This window comes from Rathayibacter sp. PhB1 (assembly GCF_004362935.1).
In the GTDB taxonomy this organism is placed as follows: Bacteria; Actinomycetota; Actinomycetes; order Actinomycetales; family Microbacteriaceae; genus Rathayibacter; species Rathayibacter festucae.
The window spans coordinates 413,124-433,516 of record NZ_SNYD01000003.1; the positions used below are offsets into that span (position 1 = coordinate 413,124).

Here is a 20,393-nt window from a genome sequence, read left to right on the forward strand (position 1 = left end):
GCCGCCGACCGGTCGAGAGGCGACCGGGAGAGCAACGCGACCTCTCCGCGGACGCCGTCGCGTCACTCCGCTCGCGGCAGCGCCACCCCCATCCGGTAGAACCGGTCCGCCGTCCCCGCGAAGACCGCGAGCCGCTCGGCCGGCGAGAGCTGCGCCGTCAGCGCGTCGAACGCCGAGTACAGCTCGGTGAAGGAGCTGTAGAGCCCGTCCACGGGGAAGTTGCTGCCGAACATCGACCGGTCCGGCCCGAAGACCTCCAGGGTCTCGAGGACGAACGGCGCGATCGACTCCCGGGTCCAGGAGTGGTCGTTGGTGCCGAGCGCCGAGATCTTGACGACGGTGTTCTCCTGCGCGGCGACCGCGGCCAGGCCCGCGCGCCACTCGGCGATCGACTCCGGATCCCGCCCGATCGGCATGCCCAGGTGATCGAGCACGATCGCCGTCTCCGGGAAGTCCGCGGCGAGCGCCGCCGCCTCCGCGAGCTGCGAGGGGAACACCTGCAGATCGAACGAGAGCCCCAGCCCCTGCAGCCGGCCGAAGTTCGCCCGCCAGACCGGATCGCCGAGGACGTCGCCCCGGTCCCGGTGGCTGTAGACCGGGTCCGGATGCCAGTTCAGGATGTCGCGGACGCCGCGCGTGACCGCGAACGCGGCGTGTTCCTCGAGCAGCCGCGGCGCCTCCTGATCGAGCAGCGACACGTGCGCGACGTGGACGGTCGGCACCGTGCTCTCCCGGGCGAGCGCGTCGATCCACGCGGTCTCGGCGAGCGCGTCGGCGGCCCCGTTCTCGACGTGCACCGAGGCGAGCAGCGTCACGTCGCGGGCGTCCGCGCGGTAGTCGCCGACGCGGTAGGAGCGGCGGAGCGGGCGGTCGTCGCCGTGGTAGCGGAACGGCTCGGCGGGTCCCTCCAGCCACGGGTACGAGCGGCGCAGGTCGGTGAGGTGGTGGTGCGCGTCGATGACGACGAGGTCAGGCATGCGGCTCCTCCGATCGGCGGGCGAGCCCGGCGAGCGTGCGGTGCACGCCGGTGTGGTCGAGGTCGCCGTCACCCTCGGCGATCATCCTCTCGAACAGCGCGGTCACCGCGGCGGTGGTCGGCAGCGCGACGCCCTCCGCGGCGGCGGACTCGGCGACGAAGCGCAGGTCCTTGAGCTGGTTGCGGGCGCTGCCGCCCTCGGCGAAGTCCTCGTCGAGCCACTTGCGGCTCTTCTGCTCCAGCACCGCGGTGCGCGCCAGCCCGCCCTGCAGCAGCTCGACGACCGTCGCCGGGTCGAGACCGGCGCTCCGGGCGAGCAGCAGGGCCTCCGACACCACGGCGACCGTGCCGGCGACGACGATCTGGTTGCAGAGCTTGGCGGTGGCACCCGCTCCGCTCGGCCCGAGGTGGCGGACCGTGCGGCCGAGCCGCTCGAAGACGGGGAGCACGCGGGCCACCGGCTCGTCGGCACCGCCGACCATGATGCTGAGCGTCCCGTCGCGGGCGCCGACCGTTCCCCCGCTGAGCGGGGCGTCGACCACCTGCACGCCGTGCTCCGCGGCGAGGCGGCGGGCGAGAGCCGCGACCGCGATCGGCGAGACGGTGCCGTGCACGACGAGCACCGGAGCGGCGATCCCCGCCGCGCGCCAGCCCGCGAGCAGGCCGTCCTCGCCCATGAGCAGCGACTCGACCTGCACCAGATCGGGCAGCACCGTCAGCACGACGTCGCCGGCCGCCGCCGCGGGAGTCGGCGCGACCACGGCCCCGAGCTCCGCGAAGGGCGCGGCCCGCGACGCCGTCCGGTTCCAGACCGTCAGCGGCCCGGCCGCGAGCAGGTTCCGCGCCATCGGCGCGCCCATCGGCCCGAGGCCGAGCAGCGAGAGCCTCACGCGCCGGACCCCGCGGGCGCCACGTCGGCGAGCTCCTGCGGTGCGATGTCGTCGAGGAGCACCCGCGCCTCGAAGCCGAGCAGCTCGCGGGAGCGGGTCAGGTCGAGCCCGACCGCGCGCCCCTCGAGCCGCCCGCGCGGGACGTCCGGGGCGATCGCGTCGAGCGCGTCCGCGGTGCTCCCGCGCAGATAGGTGAGCGGAGCCGCGACGAGGATCCCCGGCGCCGGCGGCGTCTCGTGCAGCAGCGCCGCGAGCACGGCCCGCGCCGAGTCGGCGGCGTCGAGATAGCTCCAGCCCTCCGCCGCCTGCCGTCGCGGGTCGGCCGCCAGCACCGCTCGCAGATGCGCGCCGAACACGCGGCCGCCGTCCACGGTGATGTCGCGGACCAGCGGGTAGCGCAGCCCGGTGAGGCTCAGCCCCCAGGTCGCGTGCGCCATCCGCGCCGCGTCCTCGGTCGCGAGCTTCGACAGCGAGTACTCGTCCGAGACCCGCGGCTGCGCGTCCTCGGAGTAGGGGAAGACGGGCGGCAGCACCTGCTCGGCGCCGAGCGGGTAGCCGTTGGCGTTGATGCTCGAGGCGTAGACGACCTCCGCGACCCCGGCCGCGGCGGCAGCGGCGAACACCGCGAAGCTGCCCACCGCGTTCACCCGGTAGGTCTCGACCGCGTCCGCCATGCCCAACCCGGCGTAGCCGCCCAGGTGCACCACCGCGTCCTGCTCGGCCACCGCCTCCGCCAGCACGGCCGGATCGGTCACGTCGCCGACGATCGAGCGGACGTCCGCGTCCGACGCGACCCGGTCCAGGACGGTGACCACCGCCCCCTCCGCCTGCAGCGCCGCGACCGTGGGCCGGCCGATCAGCCCGCAGCCGCCCGTCACCAGGACGCGGGCCCCGTCGAGCGTGGTAAGCCGCGCCGTCGCGCTCCGCCTCGCCGTCATGCGCGCACCGACGGCGTCGACTCGGTGGGCGGGGCGGCGACGTCCTCGCGCTGCTTCTTCCTTCCCCGCGAGAGCATCGGCCAGCCCTTGCTGCCCTGGTCGAGCGTGACCGCGATGAGGACGACGAGTCCGGTCACGATCTGCTCGTAGAAGCTCGGCACGTTCAGCAGCACCAGGCCGTTGGTGAGAGCGCCGAGGATCAGCGCGCCGACCAGGGTGCCCGCGATGCGGCCCTCGCCGCCCATCAGGTTCGCGCCGCCGATGACCGCGGCCGCGATCGCGGTCAGCTGGTACGGGCTGCCCGCGTCCGGCTGCGCCGCGTTGATCCGGGCGACGATCACCAGGCCGGCCAGCGCCGAGAGACCGCCGGAGATGCAGTACACCGCGATCTTCACCCGGTGCACCCGCACACCCGAGAGCCAGGCGGTCTCCTCGCTGCCGCCCACCGCGATCACGTTCTGGCCGAAGACGGTCTTGCGCAGCAGCAGCCAGGCCGCGATGCCGACGACCGCCACGATCAGCACGACGACGGGCACGCCGCCGACGTAGCTGTTGAGCAGCAGGATGAACTCCTTCGGCACGTCGTAGACCGGCTTGCCGTTGGTGGCGACGTACGCGCCGCCCTGGAAGACGCTCATCGTGCCGAGCGTCGCGATGAACGGCGGCAGGTTCAGCTTGGTGACCAGCAGCCCGTTGATCCCGCCGCAGACGAGGCCGAGGACGATGCCCGCGGCCAGCCCGAGCAGCGGCGGCACCCCGCCGTTGACCAGCAGCGACGCACTGACGATGCCGACGAAGCTCGCCATCGCGCCGACCGCGAGGTCGATGCCACCGGTGATGATGACGAAGGTCAGCCCGATGCCGATGATCGCGTTCACGCTCGCCGACACCGCGACGTCGCGGAGGTTGCCGAGGGTGAGGAAGTTGGGGTTCAGGACGCCGAGGACGACGAAGAGGACGACCGCGGCGAGGTAGATGCCGAAGGCCTGCAGGTTGAAGGAGCGGCGGGGCGGCGTGGCGACGCCCCCGGTCTCGGGGGAGGTCATGAGATTCCTTTCGCGACGCCCATGGCGTTGGTGACGATGCTGTGCTCGGTGATGTCGTCGCCGACGTGCTCGGAGACGAAGCGGCCCGCCCTCATGACGAGGACCCGGTCGCTGAGGGAGATGATCTCGGGCAGGTCGCTCGAGACGACGATCACGGCGTGCCCCTCGGAGGCGAGCTGGTCGATGAGCTCGTAGATCTCGACCTTGCCGCCGACGTCGACGCCCTTGGTCGGCTCGTCGAAGAGGAAGACGCTCGCGCCGAGCCAGATCCACTTCGCGATCACGATCTTCTGCTGGTTCCCGCCGGAGAACTGGCGGGCGTTCAGCCGGACGTCGGCCGGGCGCAGCGACATCCGCCGGCCCATCTCCTCCGCCGTCGCGATCTGCCGCTTCGTGCTGATGAACGGACCGAAGCCGTTGAGCTGCCGATCGGAGGTGAGGGCGACGTTCGCGTAGGCCGGGGTCTGCAGCACGAGTCCCTGGTGCTTGCGGTCCTCCGGGATGAAGGCGATCCCCGCGTCGCGGCTGTCGCGCGGCGAGCGCACCTTGAGCGTGCGGCCGGCGAGCCGGACCGTGCCCTCGCTGCCTTCGTCGGCGCGGATCAGCGCGCGGAGGAACTCGGTGCGCCCCGAGCCGACCAGGCCCGCGATGCCGACGACCTCGCCGCGCCGCACCTGGATCGACTCCGGCCCGACGCCGCTCGGGTGCGTGACGCCGGAGGCCTCGAAGTGCACCTCGGCGTCCGCGGCGACCGGGTGCCGCCGCTCGAACGAGAGCAGCTCGCGCCCGACCATCCGCCGGACGATGTCCTCGGAGGACGTCTCGGCGATCGGCGCGTCGTAGGCGGGCCGCCCGTCGCGGAGGACGACGACCGTGTCCGAGACGCTCATCACCTCCGGCATCTTGTGCGAGACGTAGATCACGCCGACGCCCCGCCCGTGCGCGATCTCGCGCACCCGGGCCAGCACGCCCTCGACGTTGTGCTCGAGCATGCTGGTCGTCGGCTCGTCCAGGGCGACGATCTTGGCCCCGAAGGCGAAGGCCCGCGCGATGGTGAGCGCGTGCCGCTGCGCCGGGCTCAGCCGGCCGACGGGCGTCCGCCCGTCCATCGGGAAGCCCATCCGGTGGACGTCCTGGAGGGCCTGGTCGATGTCGTCCTGGGCGGAGGCGCGCTGCGCGCGCGTGCGCCCCAGCAGCAGGTTCTGCGTCACCGTGAGCTGGGGCACGATGGCCGGCTCCTGGTGCGCGATCCGCACCCCCTCCGCGAGCGCCTGGCGCGAGGTGTACTCCATCCGCCGCACGCCGTCGATGGTGATCGAGCCGCGATCGGGGCGGAGGGCGCCGCCGAGGATGTTGAGCAGTGTGCTCTTCCCCGCGCCGTTCTCGCCCGCGAGCGTGCGGATCTCCCCGCGTTCGAGGGTGAAGCTCACGCCGTCCAGGGCGCGGACGCCGGGGAACGACTTCGCGATGCCGCGGACCTCGAGCAGATGCTCGGCCATGTTCCGTCTTCTTTCCTGATCGAGAGGGGCCTTGCCGGGAGTGCGCTCCGCCGGAGGGGTCTCCGGCGGAGCGCGGTAGTCAGGCGCGGGTCACGGCATCCCGGTCTCGTAGTCGGCGACGTTCTCGCTGTCGATGATGAAGGCGGGCACGTCGATCCAGGCCGGCACCTCCTTGCCGGCGAGGAGCCAGAGCGCGGCGTCCACGCCGGTCGCACCCTCCGTCGTCGGCAGCTCGCTGACGGTGGCGGTGTAGTCGCCGGCCAGGATCTGCTTCTTCGCCTGCGGGATGCCGTCGGTGCCGACGAGGATCACCTTCCCGGTGAGGCCCTTCGCGTCGATGGCGGCCTGCACGCCGAGCGCCATGCCGTCGTTCTGCGAGTAGAAGGCCTTGATGTCGGGGTTCGCCGTGAGCATCGTGGTCGCGATCTCCTGCGCCTTGGTCTGGTCCCACGAGGCGGTCTGCGAGGCGACGAGCTCGAGGTTCTCGTGCTTCGCGAGCGCGGCCGTGAAGCCGTCGCCGCGGTTGATCGCGTTGGAGGAGCCGGGGTCGCCCTCGATCATCGCGACCTGGCCGCCGTCCGGCAGCAGGTCCGCGATGTAGTCGGCGGCCGTGGCGCCGATGGTGGTCGCGTCGGGGCCGACGTAGACGACACCGGGGACGTCGCTCTTCGCGTCGTTCAGCACGACGGCCGGGATGCCGTCGGCGAGGGCGGACTCGAAGACCGAGTCGAGGCCGGTCGCCGAGATGGGCGAGGCGAGGATCGCGGTGCAGCCCTGGTTCATCGCGCTCTTGGCCTTGTCGAGCTGCTCGGTGATCGAGGACTCGTCCGTGACGTCGAAGGTCTGGTAGTCGACGCCGAGCTCCTTCGCGCGGTTCTCGAAGCCGTCGCGCTCGTAGCCCCAGAACTCGTTCGAGAGGGTGCGGGTGATGTAGCAGAGCTTGGCGCCGTCGGGCACGGCCGGGTCGCCGAGCGAGGAGGTGACCTCGTCGACCGGGGTCTGCGCGGAGGAGTCGACGAGCGACACGATGTCGGCGCCGGAGCCGCCGGCGGCGGCACCTCCGCCGTCGCCGTCGGGCGAGGCCGAGCAGCCGACGAGGAGCGTCAGGGAGGCGAGCCCGGCGAGGGCGGCGCCGGTGGCGCGGGTGGGGAAGGACATGGGAGGGGGCCTTTCGTCATCGGAAGGTGGGGCGGGGTCGTGCGGGGTCGCGGATCGCGAGGGTGGTGCGGAGGCGGGCCGGGCGGAGGACGCGCCCGGCCCGAGGGGGTCAGGAGGCGAGCAGCGCCTCGGTCTCGCGGCGCAGCTCGAGCGCCTCGGCGAGCGACTCGTCGATGATCACGTCGTCCCAGCCGACGGTCGCGCCCTGCGCGATGTCGTGGCGCAGCTCGACGTGATGGGCCAGGGCGACGGGGAGCGCTCCGATGGCGACCGAGTGCTTCGCGGAGACGAGCTTGCCGTAGACGGTGAAGCCGCCCTCGCCGTCGAGGAACTCGCCGGCCTTCAGGTCCTTCTTCGCGGTCGCGACGACGTCGCCGTAGAAGCCCTCGGGGTGCCCGGTCGAGATGCCGCGCAGCGCCGCGTTGGCGATCGACACGTTCAGCTCGAGACCGACGTAGTGGTACGGCCGGTAGAGCGCCGCGTACTGCTTGGTCGGGTCCGGGTGCCACGGGTACTCGTCGAAGCAGGTGGACACGTAGGGGTTGGTCGCCTTGACCACGACGTAGACGCCCTCCTGCGTGTTGTGCGGGATGAGGGAGCCGTCGCGCCGGACGCTCGACATCACGTCGACCGTCCCCTCGTGGTCGAGGGCGCCGCCGATCGAGCTCGGCCGGCTGATCGTCGCGATCTCCTCGACGTCGCCCGGCGTGAAGGTGAGGCCGGAGTCGGAGGGCACCAGGCCCGCCGCGTTCGCGACCGCCGCCATCTCGATCGCAGCCTTCGTGCCGTCGCGGAACGAGGTGTGCATGTACGGGTTGAGCTGGCCGGAGTCGGTCAGCTCCTTGCTGAACTCCCAGTTCTCCCAGACGTTGTCGGGGTTCATCTGGTGGTAGTGCTCGAGGTACTTGGCGCCCTTGCCGGCGCAGACGACGTCGAAGCCGCTGGTGCGGGCCCAGTCGACGAGCTCCATGATCAGGGCGGGCTGGTCGCCGTACGCCATCGAGTAGACGATGCCCGCGGCCTCGGCGCGCTTGGCGAGCGCGGGGCCGGCCAGCGCGTCGGCCTCGACGGTGACCATGATGATGTGCTTGCCGGTCTCGATCGCCCGGAGCGCGTGGTGCACGCCGACGATCGGGTTGCCGGTCGCCTCGACGATGACGTCGATGTCGTGCTCGAAGAGGACGGCGGCGTTGTCGACGATGGTGGTCGTCCGGTTCGCGAGCGCCTCGGGGATGTCCGCGGCCATCGCCTCGGCCGGCCAGTCGACCAGCTCGAAGGCCCCGCGGGCCCGGGCGACGTTGACGTCGGCGATGGCGACCACGTGGACGCCGGGGATGTTGCGCGCCTGCGAGAGGTACATGGTGCCGTAGCGCCCGGCACCGATCAGCCCGATGCGGATGGGGCGGCCCTCTCGTTCGCGATCGCCGAGGAGTTTGTACAGGTTCACGGTGGCCTCTCTGGTCCGGGGGCGCACGGACGCAGAGGGCCGCCTCGGGGGCGGAGGACGTCGTCGTCGTGCGCAGTCTTCGTGGGGAAGTGCTGCTCGCCGGCTCCCAGTGGAACCGGTACCAGTTTTGTACCAGCAACGATTAGAGTGTGTCAACAGCGGGCGCGGCGGCCCGGTCCCGCGCCGATACGATTGCCCGACAGCTGGGGAGGAACCGTGCAGAAAGCACCGACGATCCGCGACGTCGCGCGCAGTGCGGGCGTCTCGGTGTCCGTGGTGTCGCGCGTGCTCAACGACGGGACCGGCCCGGTCGCCGTCGACACCCGGCGCCGTGTGGTCGAGGCGATCGAGCAGCTCGGCTTCCGGCCGCGCGCCGCGGCCCGCGAGCTGAGCCACGGTCAGACCCTGTCCATCGGCCTGGTCCTGCCCGACCTGACGAACCCGTTCTTCGCCCGCCTGGCCGACAGCGTCGTCTGGGAGGCGCGCGCCCGCGGCGCCCAGGTGCTCCTGATGACGACGCAGGAGGACTCGCACGTCGAGGGCGAGTCGCTCACCAGCCTGCTCGACCGCTCGGTCGGCGGCGTCATCGCGACCCCGTCCGGCGAGAACCTCGAGAAGTGGTCGCGGCTGCGCCGGGCCGGGATCGACGTCGTCTTCGTCGACCGCACCACCCCCGGTCTCGACGACGTCGACGTGGTCAGCATCGGCAACTCCGCCTCCGCGGCCCGCGCGACCGATCACCTGCTCGCGCTCGGCCACCGCCGGATCGCGATCGTCTCGGGGCCGCTGCGCACCTCGACCGGCCAGGCGCGCGTCGCCGGCTACCGCGCCGCCCTCACCGCCGCCGGGCTGCCGATCGACGGCACGCTGATCCGCGAGGTCCCGTTCCGCGGCGACATCGGCGGCGAGGCCGTCGCCGCGCTGCTCGCGCTGCCGGAGCCGCCGACCGCCCTGATCGTCGCCAACACGGCGCAGGTGCGCAGCGCCGTGCACCGCCTGTTCCAGCTCGGCGTCGCGATCCCCGAGGCGCTCTCCGTGGTCGTCTTCGACGACAACCCGTGGAGCGAGCTCGTCACCCCGCCGCTCAGCGTCGTCCGGCAGCCGATCGACATGCTCGCCCGGCACAGCGTCGACCTGGTGCTGGCCCGGATGCAGGGCCGGATCCCCGACGCCCCCCAGCACATCGAGGTCCAGGCCGACCTCGTCATCCGCTCCAGCTGCGCCGCCCCGGCGCAGCGCTGACTCCGCCCACCACCCCTCCACGAAAGGCACTGCCATGTCCGACCCCGTCGTCGTCACCGCGATCTTCACCCCCGCCGAGGGCAAGCGCGACGCTCTCGTCGCCGCCCTCTCCCCCGCCATCGCCGAGGTCCACGGCGAGGAGGGCTGCGAGCTCTACGCGATCCACGACTCCCCCGACGGCACCATCGTCATGCTCGAGAAATGGACCAGCGCCGAGGCCCTCGACGCCCACGGCGCCGGCGACCCCGTCGTCCGCCTGAACGCCGCCATCAAGGGCCTCGTCGCCGCGCCCCCGGTCGTCACCCGCCTGTCCCCGATCCCCGCCGGCACCGCCACCCAGGGCGCCCTCTAGCCCCGGACCCTCGCCGACTCGCCCGACTCCACGCTGGTCGAGCAGCCCCGCAGGGGCGTGCCGATTCATGCTGGTCGAGTAGCCCCGCAGGGGCGTGCCGATTCATGCTGGTCGAGTAGCCCCGCAGGGGCGTGCCGATTCATGCTGGTCGAGTAGCCCCGCAGGGGCGTATCGAGACCCATCGCCCTCCGAGCATCCAACTTGCGGACCCGCCGTCCGGCACGGGCGGATCTCGATCCGCCCGCTCCGCGGGCTACTCGATCAGCAGGGGAGCGCCCGCATCGACTCGCCCGAGAAGGCTCGTTCTCCACCCCGAGAACGCGCCTTCTCGGGCGACTCGGCGCGCTCCCGGCACTCAGAGAAGAATCGGCCCTGGCGAGGGCGGCTTCTCCGGCAGCCCCGCCTCGAGAATCCGGGTCACGATCGCGACGGCGCGGTCGGCGAGCGCGTCGCCGGGGTAGAAGCTCTCGAACAGGTCTTCAGCGGCCTCCAGAGTGCCGACCTCGCAGAGACTCAGGAGCTGACGGATGTCGTTGGTATCGCGACCGGGTCGATTGGCGCGAAGCTTCATCGCGAGAAGAGCATCAGCTGATGCGACCTGGATCACGACCCCCGCACGGTCGTACACCGTCTCCCACTCGACGACCCGCTCGCCGAGAGTCGGCACCGATCCGGTCTGCTCCACCGCGAAGTTCAGCCAGTCGTCGCTCCACCCGTGCCTGCGCGCCACCTTCGCAGCCGCCCCTGTCACCACGTCATCACTGCCCGGGTTCACGTGGAGCGAGTCCAGATCCTGCGTCGTGCCCCTGTCGAAGTAGCGGAGAGCGAGGGCGGCACCGCCGACGAGCCGGATGCCCGCCGTCTCCCGCAGCTGATGGAGCTCAGCGACGAGTTCCGCGAGACCCGCGATGATGTCGTCGCGGTCGAGCGAGACGGCCACGATCACACGCTCGCGAAGGTGTCTCGCCACACGTGCACGCCGCGCCGCAGGAACTCCTCGGGCACCTCCGACTCGGGCGGCGCCGGATCCGCGGGGTCGATCTCGAGGACGACGGCGACAGGGAGGTAGCGCATGGGCCGGGTCACCCAGGCCGGGAGAGGCAGCCCCTCCTCGCCCAGACGCCAGGCGACGAGCGCGGCGATCGCCGCGTCCCACGCGCGGTTCCGCGTCGGCTCGGGCTCCGCCAGCCCCAGCACACCTCGGAGGAGCCCGCGCTCAGCGACGAGGTTGTCGTTGAGCTGCAGGAGTGCCCGCAGGGCGCGATCCCGATCCCCCACTCGCAGCCGTCCGCGGATCTCGACAGCCGCGGCCGCGGCATCGTCCCGCTGGAGGGGCAGTGCGTAGAGCCGGTGCCCCGCGCCCGCCAGGACGCGCTGCACCGTGCTGAAGTCCGCGTCCCGGCCGTTCTCGATGCGCGAGATCCGGGCCTGATCGACATCGGTCAGGTCCGCCAGCTGCTGCTGTGTGAAGCCGCGGCTGGCACGGGCCGAGCGCACGGCGGTCGAGCTCTCCGTCATCAGCACACCTCCCCGGTCATGTCCTGAGAGACATAATCTACTCGCCTCGATGGTGTCACAGGGAACGGCGCGGTTCGACTCCTTCGAGGAGCAGTACGCAGCCCGCCCGCCGCACCGCCCTCAGCGCGGACGCGCCACCGACGCGCGCTCGATCAGGCGCGTCTCGAGCTCCAGCCGCGTCGCGCTCGAGGACAGCGGCCGGGCCGCGCGGTGCGCCTGGTGCAGCATCCGGAAGGCGGCGGCCCCCATCTGGGCGATCGGCTGCTGGATCGTGGTCAGCGGCGGCGTCGCCCACGCCGACTCCTGCACGTCGTCGAAGCCGATCACGCTGAGGTCGTCCGGGATGCGCAGGCCGGCCAGGTCGGCCGCGTCGTAGACGCCGAGCGCCATGGTGTCCGAGAGCGCGAAGAGGGCGGTCGGCCGGATCAGCGCGTCCGCCAGCATCGCGGAGGCGACGACCCGGGAGCGGTCGCGGTTCCAGCCGCCGTAGACCACGCGCTCCCGCGGCAGCGGCACCCCCGCATCGCGCAGCGCCGTGCTGAAGCCGTCGAGCCGGGCGCTGCTGTAGAGCTGCCCGCGGGCGCCCGCGATCACGCCGATGCGGGTGTGCCCCTGGGCGAGCAGGTGCTCCGCCGCCATCCTGCCGCCGTCCCAGTTGGTCGCGCCGACGCTCGCCACGTCGGCGGGCGGGCGGGTGATCGGATCCACGATCACCACGGGCAGCTCGGCCGTGGTGAGCAGGTGCAGCTGCGCCGCCGTGACGTCCACGAGGACGACGATCGCGCCGAGGGACGAGCGGCGCAGGAGCCGGTTGACCCACTCCCCGTCGGGCCGCGCGCGGGTGAGCACCAGGTCGACGCCGGCCGCCGCGGCCTCCTCCTCGATCCCGCCGAGGACGGGCCCGATCCAGGTGCCGTCGAGGTGGCCGACCACGACGTCGACGATGTGCGCGACGTGCGGGTCCTCCGCCGGCGGACGCAGCCGCGGTCGGCGCCGGTAGCCGAGCTCGTGCGCGGCCTCCATCACCCGCAGCCGGGTCGCCTCGGAGACGTCGGTCCCGCCGCTCAGCACCTTCGAGACCGTCGGCACGCTCGTCCCCGCGCGCTCGGCGATGCGCGCCATCGTCGGCCGGGGAGCGGCACCGCTGTCGTCCATGCCCCCACTGTAGAGCAGAACGAGTTGCGAAACCCAGCGGGGAAACGATCGCTGCAAGACCCCGGATCGCGCCTTGCCCACGACTCTCCACGGGTGCAGACTGGACGCACACGGGCGGCAACGGCAACAGAGTTGCGCAACTGCCGTTCGATGACGAACCGCGGAGCGATCCGCCGAGCACCCCGAGGACACCGATGACCGACCTCCCCCCGTCCACTCCCGCCAAGAGGGCGCTCGTCGTCCGCGGCGGCTGGGACGGCCACCAGCCCGTCGAGGCGACCGAGCTGTTCCTCCCCTTCCTCGCCGAGAACGGCTTCGAGGTGCGCGTCGAGGAGTCGACCGCCGTCTACGCCGACGAGGACTACCTGCGCACCGTCGACCTGATCGTGCAGTCCAACACCATGACCTCGATCGAGTGGCCCGAGTTCCTCGGCCTGCGCGCGGCCGTCGAGCGCGGCACCGGCCTGGCCGGCTGGCACGGCGGCATCGCCGACTCGTACCGGAACAACTCCGACTACCTGCAGCTGATCGGCGGCCAGTTCGTCTCGCACCCGGGCAAGCACCCGGACGAGCGCACCGGCGAGCAGTCGGACAACTACGTCCCGCACACGATCGAGATGACGGCCCTCGCGGCCGAGCACCCGATCACGCAGGGCATCAGCGACTTCGAGCTCACCACCGAGCAGTACTGGGTGCTGCACGACGACTACAACGACGTGCTCGCGACCACCACGCAGGCCGTCCGCGAGTGGGACCCGTGGCACCGCCCGATCACCTCCCCCGCCGTCTGGACCCGCCAGTGGGGCGAGGGCCGCATCTTCGTCTCGACCCCGGGCCACCGTGTCGAGATCCTCCAGGACGCCAACGTCCGCACCATCATCGAGAGGGGACTGCTGTGGGCCTCCCGCTGAGAGTCGGCATCATCGGAGTCGGGAAGATCAGCGAGCAGTACCTCGCGAACCTCCCGACCTTCCCCGGCCTCCGCCTCGTCGCGGTCGCCGACCTGAACACCGCGCGCGCGCAGGAGGTCGCCGACGAGCAGGGCGTCCGCGCCCTCTCGGTCGACGAGCTGATCGCCGACCCCGAGGTCGACGCGGTGCTCAACCTGACCATCCCCGCCGCGCACGTCGAGATCGGCACCCGCGCACTGAAGGCCGGCAAGCACGTCTTCGCGGAGAAGCCGCTCGGCCTGAACCCCGCCGAGGCCGCGCCGATGCTCGACCTCGCCGAGGAGCTGGGCCTGCGCTTCGGCAGCGCCCCCGACACCGTGCTCGGCACCGGCGTGCAGACCGCGCGGCAGACGCTCGACTCCGGAGTGATCGGCACGCCGATCGCCGCGCAGGTGCACTGGGCCGCTCCCGGCCACGAGCGCTGGCACCCGGCGCCGGAGTTCTACTACCAGCCCGGCGGCGGCCCGCTGCTGGACATGGGCCCGTACTACCTGACCGCGCTGGTGCACTTCTTCGGCCCCGTCGTCCGGGTCACCGGTCTCGCGACCCGCTCGGACCGCCCGCGCACCATCGAGTCCGGCCCGCGCGCCGGCACGCCCATCCCCGTCTCGATCGACACGCACATCAGCGCGCTGCTCGAGCACGAGAACGGCGTCACCTCGACGGTGATGGTCAGCTTCGAGGTCTGGCGCACCCGCGCGCCGAAGTTCGAGATCTTCGGGACGGAGGGCACCATCGCGGTCCCCGACCCGAACATGTTCTCGGATCCCGTCGAGGTCGCGGTGCGCGACGAGGACTGGCGGGTCGTCCCCGACTCCGCCGGCGTCGTCGACACCGGGCGCGGCGTCGGTCTCGCCGACATCGCCGAGGCGATCGCGGAGGACCGGCCGCACCGCGCCTCCGGCCGCCTCGGGCTGCACGTCCTCGAGATCATGGACGCGATCCTCCGCTCGAGCGCCGAGAAGGCGGTCGTCGAGATCGAGTCCAGGGTGGAGCGGCCCGAGCTGCTCCCGCTGCGGACGGCCGCCGGCGAGCCGGTCGGCGAGCCCGTCCGCGCCTGACACCGCCCGCGCCCGCAAGCACCACCCGAATCGACCCGCGCCGGCCGCGACCTCTCCCTGGTCGCGGCCGACGCGCCCCTTCCGAGGAGACCCCCCGATGACAGCACCCCTCCGCGTCGCCATGATCGGCCACGCCTTCATGGGCCGCGCCCACGCCCAGGCCTGGCGGACCGCCCCGCGCTTCTTCGACCTGCCGCTGCAGCCCGAGCTCGCCGTGGTCGTCGGCCGCGACGAGGGCCGCGCGCGGGCCGCCGCCGAGAACTTCGGCGCGGCCGAGTCCTCGATCGACTGGCGAGCGGTGATCGCCCGCGACGACATCGACCTGATCGACATCTGCACCCCGGGCGACCAGCACGCCGAGATCGCGATCGCCGCCCTCGAGGCCGGCAAGCACGTGCTCTGCGAGAAGCCGCTCGCGCGCTCCGTCCCCGAAGCCCGGACGATGACCGAGGCGGCCGCCGCCGCGGCCGGCTTCGCCATGTGCGGCTTCAGCTACCGCCGCACCCCGGCGCTTGCGCTCGCCAAGCGCTTCCTCGAGGAGGGCCGGCTCGGCGAGATCCGGCACGTCCGCGCGCAGTACCTGCAGGACTGGCTGAGCGACTCCGAGGGCCCGCTGACCTGGCGCCTCGACAAGGAGAGGGCCGGCTCCGGCGCCCTCGGCGACATCGGCGCGCACAGCATCGACACCGCGCAGTGGCTCACCGGGCAGACGATCGACGGCGTCTCGGCGATGCTGCGGACCTTCGTCACCGAGCGCCCGGTCCTCTCCGCGCAGGCCGGCCTCGGCGGTCGCGCCGAGGAGGGCGCCGAGCGCGGCCCGGTCACCGTCGACGACGCCGCGCTGTTCACCGCGACGCTCAGCGGAGGCGCCGTCGGCGTCTTCGAGTCGACCCGCGTCGCCACCGGCCGGAAGAACGCCAACCGCATCGAGATCAACGGCGAGACGGGCTCGATCGCCTTCGACTTCGAGCGGCTGAACGAGCTCGAGTACTACGACGCCCGCGACCCCGAGGACGCGCAGGGCTTCCGCACCATCCAGGTGACGGAGCCGGTGCACCCCTACGCCGCCGCCTGGTGGCCGACCGGGCACGGGCTCGGCTACGAGCACGTCTTCAGCCACCAGGTCGTCGACCTCGTCACGGCGATCGCCGAGGGCGTCCAGCCCACCCCGTCGTTCGCCGACGCCCTGCAGGTGCAGCAGGTGCTCGACGCCGTCGAGCGCAGCGCCGCGGACGACTCCCGCCTCACGGCCGTCGCCTGACCGGGGCGTCCTGACCGAGGCGTCCTGACGGAGCAGTCCCGGCGAGGAGTTCCGACGAGGCCGCCTCCCCGGGCGGTGGCTGCAGGGTCACCGCCCGGGGGGCGGCCGATCGCGCCTCCGTCGAGTCCGTTCGCGGCCGTCCGACCCGACGCGTCGGCCCTCCTCCGATTCCCGACACCGCCGCGGGCCCCTTTCGGGGGGAGGGATGCCGGAGAACCCCGTAAACTGGGGACCTGGGGGATGACGAGGGTCCCCCGAGTGGGGGAGTGCTGCAGTGGGGATCGGTTTCCGGACCGCAGGAGAGCTGCGCGTCCTCGCGGGCGCTCGCCTGCACCCCGTCGTGGGCCCGGCCCTCAGCCGCTCCCGCGACCGCTCCCGGCTCTCGGCCGGGCTGTCGATGCCCAGCGGCCCCGGTCTCGTCCGGCCCTCGCCGCTGGCGCAGCCGTGGGAGGCGCCGCTCATCCGCCTGATCCGCGCGGGCGCCCCCGCCGCCGAGCTGCACGAGGCGACCGCCGCCTCCCCCGAGGGCTCGAAGCTCGCCGCCGTGATCGAGCTGGTCCGCGACGCGCTGTCGCGCAGGGAGGACGACCGCGCTCTCCGCCTCGCCGGCTGGCTGGTGCGGATGCGCTACGACCCGTCCGCCGATCCGTTCCTCCGCCGCTACGGGATCGTCCTCACGGCCCATCTGCCGCTCAGCGCCGGACTCGACATCGACGTCCCGCTCGACGCGACCGCGCTGCGCCTGCTCTTCGCCGAGCTCGCCGCCGCGGACGACCCGGCCGGCGCCACGGCCGCCGTCGAGACCCTGCCGCCGTCGACACTGGCGGCCTCGACGCTCGCCTCGCTCTACTCCGCCCGGCGACGCTGGGGCGACATGGCGCAGTTCTCGGCGCCGGTGGTCAACGTCGACGCCCCGTCCGCCGCGGTCCTCATCCGCCGCGGCGTCGCCCTGCGCGAGCTCGGCCTGATCGAGAGCGCCCTCGAGGCCTTCGACCGAGTCGTGCGGCCGAACGTCACGACCGCCCGTCCCGTCGAGCTCCGGATCGAGGCCCTCTACGAGCGGGCCAGCACCCACCTCGCCGACGGCCGGCGCGCCCCGGCCCGCCGCGACCTCGAGCGCGTCCTCGCCCAGTACCCCGAGAGCCCCGAGGCCCACGAGCTGATGGCCGCCGTCGGCCGCTGACGGCCCGTGCTGATCGAGTAGCCCTCGCAGAGGGCGTATCGAGATCCACCGTCCCCTGAAGGGCGGGTCTCGATACGCCGCTCCGCGGCTACTCGACCACCATGACCCACCCACTCCTCGAAAGTTGCGGTAGTCGCGCGCGAGCACCGCAACTCCTGCTGAATCGGCTGCCGTCCCCGGAACAGGCCGGCGAGCAGCCCGCGCAGCGGGCACCCCCTGCTGATCGAGCAGCCCGCGCAGCAGGCACCCCCTGCTGATCGAGTAGCCCGCGCAGCGGGCGTATCGAGATCCCCCACCGCGGACAGCAGGAAGGGGCGCCCCCGCGAACGGGAGCGCCCCTCACGCCGAGCCTCCGGCTCAGCCCTCGGCCTTCGACGGCTTCCCCTCGGCGGGGAGCACCTCGACCGGGGTGTCGCGCGGATCCTCGCCCTCGGCCTGCGAGGGCTTGTCGGCCTGGTCGTCCGGGTCCTCGACGGGGCTCGGGGTCTGGTCGCTCATCGCAGTCCCTCCGGCTCGTCCGAGGTGGCGGACGGCTCGGGGTGCGCCTCGAACTCCATCCAGGCCCGGTCGAGCGAGGCCTGCGCCGAGGCGGGCTCGCTCGCGAAGTAGCCGTCGTAGATGGCGCGGCCGCCGTGCTCCGGCACGTCGCCGCGGCCGGCGTAGGTCTTGGCGAGCTCGCCGACCTCGTCGTCCCTCTTCTCCTGGTCCCGCAACCACGCGGGGAAGGTCTGCGTCATGGTGACACCTCTCTCTCCTCCGTCCAGACAATCCCTCCGATCCGCGGGCTGCAAGCCCTTGCCCCGCGCGTTCGCCCGCCGCGATCAGGGGCCGCGAGCACTGCGAGGATTCCGGTATGGACAGCAGCGAGCACCCCCGCCGCCCCGACGTCACCAGCGTCGACATCCTCGGCGGCGCCGAGCCGCTCGCGGTCGGACTGCACGCGTACGACGAGGGCTGGCCGGAGGCGTTCCGCGAGCACCAGCGGCGGATCGCGCAGGCCCTCGCCGCGGTGGACGTCGCGATCGAGCACATCGGCTCGACGTCCGTGCCCGGCCTCGCCGCGAAGCCGATCGTCGACATCGTGGTCGCCGTCCCCGACATCACCGCGGAGGAGGACTACCTCGCCCCACTGCTCGCGGCCGGCTATGCGCTCCGGGTCCGCGAGCCCGGCCACCGCCTCGTCCGCACCCCGGAGCGCGACGTCCACGTGCACCTCTACGGCCGCGGCGACGCCGCGATCGACGAGTATCTGCTCCTCCGCGACCACCTCCGCCGCGACGCCGCCGATCGCGCCCTCTACGAGTCGACCAAGCGCTCGCTGATGGAGCGGAGCTGGGCCGACATGAACGCGTACTCGGACGCCAAGACCGAGGTGATCGAGGCCGTCAAGGCGAGGGCTCGAGCCGCGGGCGTCGACCCGGCGCCGGCGGGCGCGGCACCGGCCTGAGCCCCGGTGCGTCGCCTCGCGCCGGTCCGCCGAACGGCGTTGCCGACCGCACCGCCGTCGCGTGAGGCTGGACGGATGCACGCCGACGAGTACCTGCCCCCCGAGGAGCTCCCCGAGCCGCCGACGCTGGACGTCGTGACGCGGTTCTTCCGAGGTCCGCTCTTCACCCTCACGCCGCAGCCGTCCCTGGAGGAGTGGGTGTCCTCCGCCTCGGCGCGCGACCGGGGCGGGGTGATCCTCTTCGACGAGGCCTCGATCGGCTACACCTTCTGGCGCAACCCGGACGACCACGACGACCCCGCGAATCTCGAGGAGCTCGGCGGCGAGCCGAGGCCCTCGCTCGACGTCTCACCGACGCATCCCGTGCCCGAGTGGATGGCGGAGATCGCCGCCCGGATGCCGTAACCCCAGCTCTGGGACGCGGTGCGGACGAGCGTGGCGGAGGAGCACTCGCCGTGGCAGAGCATCGAGTTCGCGCTCCTCGAGCACGTGAACCGCATCCTGAGGAACCGCCTCCGCACCGAGCGCGCGGGCGGGAGCGACCCCGACGAGCTCCTCGGCCCCGCGATGGACCTCGGCATCGAGCACGACGTCCCGCTCCTCCTCGACGGTCGCCCGGTCCCCGGCATCCGGATCGACACCGACCCGCACGTCCTCGGCGTCGGCGCCCACCTCGGCGACCGCTTCCTGACGGCCGTCGTCGACCGCGACCGCCTCCCCCTCCTCGACTTCAGCTTCGTCACCCGCCACGCTCGCGGCTGAGCACCGTTGCTGGTCGACCAGCCCGCGCAGCGGGAGTCCTTGCTGGTCGAGTAGCCCGCGCAGCGGGAGTCCTTGCTGGTCGAGTAGCCCGCGCAGCGGGCCTATCGAGACCCACCATCACCAGGAGCCGAGTCTGCAGAACTCAGGCGCTGACGGGTTCGGGTCTCGATACGCCCCTGCGGGGCTACTCGACCAGCATGCTTCCGCCGAGCCCCGCGTCGAGAGACCCGCCCCCTCCGCCCTTCGAGGAGCCCGCGCAGCGAAGTCCTTGCCGGTCGAGTAGCCCGCGCAGCGGGCGTATCGAGACCCACCGTCACCAAGAGCCGAGTCCGCAGAACTCAGGCTCTGACGGCGTCGGGTCTCGATACGCCCCTGCGGGGCTGCTCGACCAGCACGCTTCCGCCGAGCACCGCGGAGCGACGCGCCCCCCTTTGCTGGTCGAGTAGCCCGCGCAGCGGGCGTATCGAGACCCACCATCACCAAGAGCCGAGTCCGCAGAACTCAGGCGCTGACGGCGTCGGGTCTCGATACGCCCCTGCGGGGCTACTCGACCAGCATGCTTCCGCCGAGCACCGCGGAGCGACGCGCCCCCCTTTGCTGGTCGAGTAGCCCGCGCAGCGGGCGTATCGAGACCCACCATCGCCGGACCGCCGCTCGCCTCCCCCCACCCAGCGCCGCTTCGCGCCGGGTCACCGCCCGCCGTTGCGCCCGCCGCGCCGCCGCGGCACCCTCGGAGGATGTTCTACGACGAGAGCGCCCGCCTCGAGGACGTCCCGGTCCCGCCGACCCTCGACGAGGTGGCGCGCGCCTTCCCGGGCCCGCTGTACGGCTTCGTTCCTCAGCCGTCGCTCGAGCCGTGGACGTCCGGAACGGCGTCGAGCACCTCCGGCGGACGCGTCGAGATCGAGTCCGTGGCGATCGGGTACACGCTCTGGCTGAATCCGGACGACCACGACGACCCCGCCAACCTCGCGGAGCTCGACGACGAGCTTCGCGCCTCGCTCGACGCCCCACCGGTGCGCCCGCTGCCCGACTGGATGACCGCGATCACCGCCCGGATGCGCTACCCGTGGCTGTGGGAGGCGGTGCGGACGACCGTCGTGCACGAGCCGGCGCCGCCGTGGCACTCAGCCGAGAGCGTCCTCGTGGAGCACGTGAACCACATCCTGAGGAACCGGTTCCGCGACGAGCGCGTCCGCGGCCGGCTCCCCGGCGAGCTGCTCGGCCCCGCGACCGAGAAGTGCGTCGAGCACGACGTTCCGCTCCTCCTCGACGGACGCCCGGTCCCCGGACTCCGGATCGACACCGACGCGCACGTCCTCGGCGTCGGCGCCGACCTCGGCGACCGCGTCCTGACGGCCGTCGTCGAGCGCGACCGCCTCCCCCTCATCGACCTCGCCTTCGCCACCCACCGCGCCCCCGCCTGATCTCCCCTGCTGGTTGAGCGGCCTGCTCCGCGGGCCCCCTCTTGCTGGTCGAGTAGCCCGCGCAGCGGGCGTATCGAGACC

Annotated in this window: 22 protein-coding genes; 10 read left to right on the plus strand and 12 right to left on the minus strand. The window is 72.8% G+C overall.

Annotated features, from left to right (window positions below; translation table 11 throughout):
- Positions 1 to 62: 62 nt before the first annotated feature.
- The 7 genes from EDF17_RS09655 to EDF17_RS09685 form a co-directional block, all read right to left on the minus strand.
- Positions 63 to 977: an amidohydrolase family protein gene (locus EDF17_RS09655; protein ID WP_123446896.1), complete on the minus strand. Its 915-nt coding sequence runs from the start codon at positions 975 to 977 to the stop codon at positions 63 to 65.
- A complete protein-coding gene (locus EDF17_RS09660) occupies positions 970 to 1,866 on the minus strand; it encodes an NAD(P)-dependent oxidoreductase (RefSeq protein ID WP_243732846.1) in 897 nt (298 codons plus the stop codon). Before EDF17_RS09660 ends, EDF17_RS09655 begins: the two co-directional genes overlap by 8 nt.
- Positions 1,863 to 2,804: an NAD(P)-dependent oxidoreductase gene (locus EDF17_RS09665; protein ID WP_123446897.1), complete on the minus strand. Its 942-nt coding sequence runs from the start codon at positions 2,802 to 2,804 to the stop codon at positions 1,863 to 1,865. Before EDF17_RS09665 ends, EDF17_RS09660 begins: the two co-directional genes overlap by 4 nt.
- On the minus strand, positions 2,801 to 3,850 hold the full coding sequence (locus tag EDF17_RS09670; RefSeq protein WP_123446898.1) for an ABC transporter permease: 1,050 nt from the start codon (positions 3,848 to 3,850) through the stop codon (positions 2,801 to 2,803). The genes EDF17_RS09665 and EDF17_RS09670 overlap by 4 nt, the downstream gene beginning before the upstream one ends.
- Positions 3,847 to 5,349 (minus strand): sugar ABC transporter ATP-binding protein, encoded by a 1,503-nt coding sequence (locus EDF17_RS09675; protein WP_123446899.1) that lies wholly within the window; start codon positions 5,347 to 5,349, stop codon positions 3,847 to 3,849. The genes EDF17_RS09670 and EDF17_RS09675 overlap by 4 nt, the downstream gene beginning before the upstream one ends.
- 90 nt (positions 5,350 to 5,439) lie before the next feature.
- Positions 5,440 to 6,507, minus strand: coding sequence for a substrate-binding domain-containing protein (locus EDF17_RS09680; RefSeq protein ID WP_123446900.1), 1,068 nt, complete (start codon positions 6,505 to 6,507; stop codon positions 5,440 to 5,442).
- 109 nt (positions 6,508 to 6,616) lie between these two features.
- Complete coding sequence (locus EDF17_RS09685; RefSeq protein ID WP_123446901.1) at positions 6,617 to 7,954, minus strand: Gfo/Idh/MocA family oxidoreductase; 1,338 nt, start codon at positions 7,952 to 7,954, stop codon at positions 6,617 to 6,619.
- Between the two features lie 216 nt (positions 7,955 to 8,170).
- On the opposite strand from EDF17_RS09685, the gene EDF17_RS09690 reads away from it, so the two are divergent.
- Together EDF17_RS09690 and EDF17_RS09695 are read left to right on the plus strand one after the other, a co-directional pair.
- Positions 8,171 to 9,196 (plus strand): LacI family DNA-binding transcriptional regulator, encoded by a 1,026-nt coding sequence (locus EDF17_RS09690; RefSeq protein ID WP_123446902.1) that lies wholly within the window; start codon positions 8,171 to 8,173, stop codon positions 9,194 to 9,196.
- Between the two features lie 34 nt (positions 9,197 to 9,230).
- Positions 9,231 to 9,548, plus strand: a complete 318-nt coding sequence (locus tag EDF17_RS09695) for a putative quinol monooxygenase (protein WP_123446903.1) — start codon at positions 9,231 to 9,233, stop codon at positions 9,546 to 9,548.
- A gap of 355 nt (positions 9,549 to 9,903) precedes the next feature.
- On the opposite strand, the gene EDF17_RS09700 is transcribed toward EDF17_RS09695, so the two are convergent.
- The 3 genes from EDF17_RS09700 to EDF17_RS09710 all read right to left on the minus strand — a co-directional run bounded on the left by EDF17_RS09700 (position 9,904) and on the right by EDF17_RS09710 (position 12,221).
- On the minus strand, positions 9,904 to 10,488 hold the full coding sequence (locus EDF17_RS09700) for a hypothetical protein (RefSeq protein WP_132436848.1): 585 nt from the start codon (positions 10,486 to 10,488) through the stop codon (positions 9,904 to 9,906).
- 2 nt (positions 10,489 to 10,490) lie between these two features.
- Complete coding sequence (locus EDF17_RS09705; RefSeq protein ID WP_127887623.1) at positions 10,491 to 11,066, minus strand: helix-turn-helix domain-containing protein; 576 nt, start codon at positions 11,064 to 11,066, stop codon at positions 10,491 to 10,493.
- Positions 11,067 to 11,186: 120 nt separating this feature from the next.
- Positions 11,187 to 12,221, minus strand: coding sequence for a LacI family DNA-binding transcriptional regulator (locus EDF17_RS09710; RefSeq protein WP_207901695.1), 1,035 nt, complete (start codon positions 12,219 to 12,221; stop codon positions 11,187 to 11,189).
- A 194-nt stretch (positions 12,222 to 12,415) separates the two neighbouring features.
- Here EDF17_RS09710 and EDF17_RS09715 point away from each other — a divergent pair, with 194 nt between their 5' ends.
- The 4 genes from EDF17_RS09715 to EDF17_RS09730 all read left to right on the plus strand — a co-directional run bounded on the left by EDF17_RS09715 (position 12,416) and on the right by EDF17_RS09730 (position 16,676).
- Positions 12,416 to 13,132: a ThuA domain-containing protein gene (locus tag EDF17_RS09715; protein ID WP_123446907.1), complete on the plus strand. Its 717-nt coding sequence runs from the start codon at positions 12,416 to 12,418 to the stop codon at positions 13,130 to 13,132.
- Positions 13,117 to 14,232 (plus strand): Gfo/Idh/MocA family oxidoreductase, encoded by a 1,116-nt coding sequence (locus tag EDF17_RS09720; RefSeq protein ID WP_123446908.1) that lies wholly within the window; start codon positions 13,117 to 13,119, stop codon positions 14,230 to 14,232. The genes EDF17_RS09715 and EDF17_RS09720 overlap by 16 nt, the downstream gene beginning before the upstream one ends.
- A 97-nt stretch (positions 14,233 to 14,329) precedes the next feature.
- Complete coding sequence (locus EDF17_RS09725; RefSeq protein WP_123446909.1) at positions 14,330 to 15,493, plus strand: Gfo/Idh/MocA family oxidoreductase; 1,164 nt, start codon at positions 14,330 to 14,332, stop codon at positions 15,491 to 15,493.
- A gap of 274 nt (positions 15,494 to 15,767) precedes the next feature.
- Entirely contained in the window at positions 15,768 to 16,676 is a 909-nt protein-coding gene (locus EDF17_RS09730) for a tetratricopeptide repeat protein (RefSeq protein ID WP_123446910.1), read from the plus strand.
- A gap of 357 nt (positions 16,677 to 17,033) precedes the next feature.
- Here EDF17_RS09730 and EDF17_RS19815 read toward each other — a convergent pair whose 3' ends face one another.
- Together EDF17_RS19815 and EDF17_RS09735 are read right to left on the minus strand one after the other, a co-directional pair.
- Positions 17,034 to 17,174 carry a hypothetical protein gene (locus tag EDF17_RS19815; RefSeq protein ID WP_159421935.1) on the minus strand — a complete coding sequence of 47 codons (141 nt, stop codon included), beginning with the start codon at positions 17,172 to 17,174 and terminating at the stop codon, positions 17,034 to 17,036.
- Positions 17,171 to 17,413 (minus strand): hypothetical protein, encoded by a 243-nt coding sequence (locus tag EDF17_RS09735; RefSeq protein ID WP_123446911.1) that lies wholly within the window; start codon positions 17,411 to 17,413, stop codon positions 17,171 to 17,173. Before EDF17_RS09735 ends, EDF17_RS19815 begins: the two co-directional genes overlap by 4 nt.
- Positions 17,414 to 17,529: 116 nt before the next feature.
- On the opposite strand from EDF17_RS09735, the gene EDF17_RS09740 reads away from it, so the two are divergent.
- The 4 genes from EDF17_RS09740 to EDF17_RS09755 all read left to right on the plus strand — a co-directional run bounded on the left by EDF17_RS09740 (position 17,530) and on the right by EDF17_RS09755 (position 20,312).
- Entirely contained in the window at positions 17,530 to 18,123 is a 594-nt protein-coding gene (locus EDF17_RS09740; RefSeq protein ID WP_123446912.1) for a GrpB family protein, read from the plus strand.
- 75 nt (positions 18,124 to 18,198) lie between these two features.
- Positions 18,199 to 18,528, plus strand: coding sequence for a hypothetical protein (locus EDF17_RS09745; RefSeq protein WP_123446913.1), 330 nt, complete (start codon positions 18,199 to 18,201; stop codon positions 18,526 to 18,528).
- Positions 18,529 to 18,558: 30 nt separating this feature from the next.
- Positions 18,559 to 18,885 (plus strand): hypothetical protein, encoded by a 327-nt coding sequence (locus EDF17_RS09750; protein ID WP_133671973.1) that lies wholly within the window; start codon positions 18,559 to 18,561, stop codon positions 18,883 to 18,885.
- Positions 18,886 to 19,622: 737 nt separating this feature from the next.
- Positions 19,623 to 20,312, plus strand: coding sequence for a hypothetical protein (locus EDF17_RS09755; RefSeq protein WP_123446915.1), 690 nt, complete (start codon positions 19,623 to 19,625; stop codon positions 20,310 to 20,312).
- Positions 20,313 to 20,393: the final 81 nt, after the last annotated feature.